This is a genomic window from Protofrankia sp. Cr1 (assembly GCF_963555865.1).
Classification (GTDB): Bacteria; Actinomycetota; Actinomycetes; order Frankiales; family Frankiaceae; genus Protofrankia.
In genome coordinates, this window is the sequence record NZ_CAUVXO010000560.1 from 1,536 (window position 1) to 3,894 (window position 2,359).

Here is a 2,359-nt window from a genome sequence, read left to right on the forward strand (position 1 = left end):
ATCGTCGTCCTCGTCGTCGTGCTGGCGGTCGCGGACTTTCTGTTCCCCGTCGGCGATGACTGCCTCAACGGTCTTCTCGATGTCCTTGGCATAGCCGAGAAGTGGGTTGATCGACGGGATGAACAGGCGAGCGCATGTTTCATCCTCGACACCTCGCATGCGCGCGAACCGGCCCACGACCTGGATAAACAGTGCAGACGAGAGATCCCGCTGTCGATTGGCCGCGGCGGGCTTCCGGCTCGACATCACGCCGCTGCCCCGGTTCGAGGTCGTGGTGGACGAGCGCGGCCGGCCGTTCGCCGTGCCGGACCGGCTGCCCCGGCTCCCGCTGCGCCAGGCGTTGGCCCTGGTCCGGCTGCCCACCCATCTCAACTGGTCGGACCCGGAGCGGACCTACGACCTCGCGGACCGGCAGCAGCGCCACCGGCTGTACGAGATCGTCCTGCGGGAAGGCCGGGCGGAGGACATCCTCGGCTACATCGACGGGGCGCTGCTCGTTGACGCGTGGCCGGAGCTGGTGCTGCCCGCCCCGATCCGACGCGCCTGGGAGGACCGGGCCGGCATGCGATGATCACGGCGTTGCAGCCCGCGTCGACGCGCGATTTTTCCTCGGGCTGGACCGGCCCCACCACCGAGAGCGACTTGCGGTTGCGACCGCCACCGATTTTGACCTGACGAAACAACGTGATCGGATCCACCTCGGCCTGGTTGTACCGGTTCTTGTTGGCGTCACCGAGGTGCTCGGTGGCAGCTTCTTCCCATTCGCGGCACCCGCACGACTGGTCGCCACGGTGCTGACGCTCGCAGCATTCGGCGCGTTCGTCCTGTTCTGGATTTATCGCCGAGCCACAGATGCGGTCGCCTTCGTACCACCGGTGTTTGTAGGGGTGCTTCTCGCCTTCGATTATCTCGACTTGCCCTCAACGCGACTGTTCCGCACATGCGTCCTCCTGCCGGCCGTCCTTGTGTACGGGGCACTCTTCACCGTCGCGATCGCCCGCAACCATCATGCCGTCCGGGCACTGGAAAAGAATACCCTCGCGCTCGAGGAAAGGATGGGGGAGAAATATGAGGCACAGCATCGAACCGCCACGCGAACCGTCCTCGAACGGCGGCGGTTGGGACGACCTTTCGTACTCTTCCTGAGAAGCTTCGATCTCGAGGCGCTCTCCCTCGAGACGCGCGGGAAGCCGGCGCTCCACCGTCGCGTGAGGATTCAGAGCGGAATTGTCGACCATCCTACGGAAACAATCGAAGGCAGGGTGGCAGATGCCCTACGCGGTCGAGCGCCAGTGATGGCGGTCGCCAATCCCGTCGACACGCTGTCGTGGTTCCGAACGTCTATCCCGATGCTCGAACTTCCTCATGAAAACTGGCAGGGAGTGGTCCGGGCACTCATCGAGAGCGCCGAGGTGATTCTAATGGCGTTGAGTAGCATTACCCCCGGCGTCACAGGCGAGCTGGAGATGATGCTTGACCAGAACGCGCAGGACAGAGCCGTAGTCATACTCGTCGCAGGCGAGCCGGACCCACTGCTGGCGAGTGTTGCCCGGTGGTACGGCGTGGATCCGCCGGACATCCGGCCGGCCAGTTCGGACGCGGTTCCCGCTCTCCGCCGCTTCCCCCACGTCCTGGACGGCATGCTGCCCGGCCAGTTCGAAGACCACCCGGTGTTCGCGGATCTGCTCCGTCGCCTCGAGTCGGCCGCATCGGCTGCGCGAGGCGGGCCGGGTCAAGAGGCCAGAGGGGGCTGACGAGGACGCCCGAGGTTGAGACGGACGGTTCACCCTCGTGACAGTCTGGCTATCCGCCGGTGTCGACCGTCGCCGTGGGTCGATCGTCAGATGGAGGGGCCGGCGGGAAGGCCGCCGTCGCCGGCGTCGGCGGCCACGCTGATCGTCATCCCGCGCAGCAGCCAGCGGGCGACGCAGGCCGGCGCGGCTGACGTTCCTAGCTGGACCCGTTGCTTGTCCGGCTGGTGCAGTCGGGCAATGACCAGGTCCTCTCATGACCGTTCAGATCGGTTCTGCGGTTACTGCCGAGCAAGTTCAGCGGGGTCGAGGTCGACCGGGAACGGGCAGGGGATTACCGTCCGCTCGCCAGCTGAGGCGGTGATTGTATGGACGAACAGGCTACGCCGGAGCTCGGAGACGATGATGTGCGGTTTCGGCGCCAGCTCGAACCGCCAATACACGGCAATGCCCGTGTCTGCATAGAGCTGCGGTTTGATCATCCGGTCTTGTGGCTCACTGCCGGGCGACACGATCTCGACGACCGCCAGCACGGTACCCACCGGGTACCGGATCGGGTCGGTGGCCGCGAACTTCCGCTCGACGATGGCGATATCCGGCACAGCCAA

Annotated in this window: 3 protein-coding genes; 2 read left to right on the forward strand and 1 reads right to left on the reverse strand. The window is 65.7% G+C overall.

The window, feature by feature from the left end:
- Positions 1-217 precede the first annotated feature (217 nt).
- Both U9980_RS25790 and U9980_RS25795 read left to right on the forward strand, forming a co-directional pair.
- Positions 218-571, forward strand: coding sequence for a hypothetical protein (locus tag U9980_RS25790; protein ID WP_322770301.1), 354 nt, complete (start codon positions 218-220; stop codon positions 569-571).
- 220 nt (positions 572-791) lie between these two features.
- Positions 792-1,754 carry a hypothetical protein gene (locus tag U9980_RS25795; protein WP_322770302.1) on the forward strand — a complete coding sequence of 321 codons (963 nt, stop codon included), beginning with the start codon at positions 792-794 and terminating at the stop codon, positions 1,752-1,754.
- 278 nt (positions 1,755-2,032) lie between these two features.
- Here U9980_RS25795 and U9980_RS25800 read toward each other — a convergent pair.
- On the reverse strand, positions 2,033-2,359 hold a 327-nt coding region (locus U9980_RS25800; RefSeq protein ID WP_322770303.1), incomplete at its 5' end, for a Uma2 family endonuclease.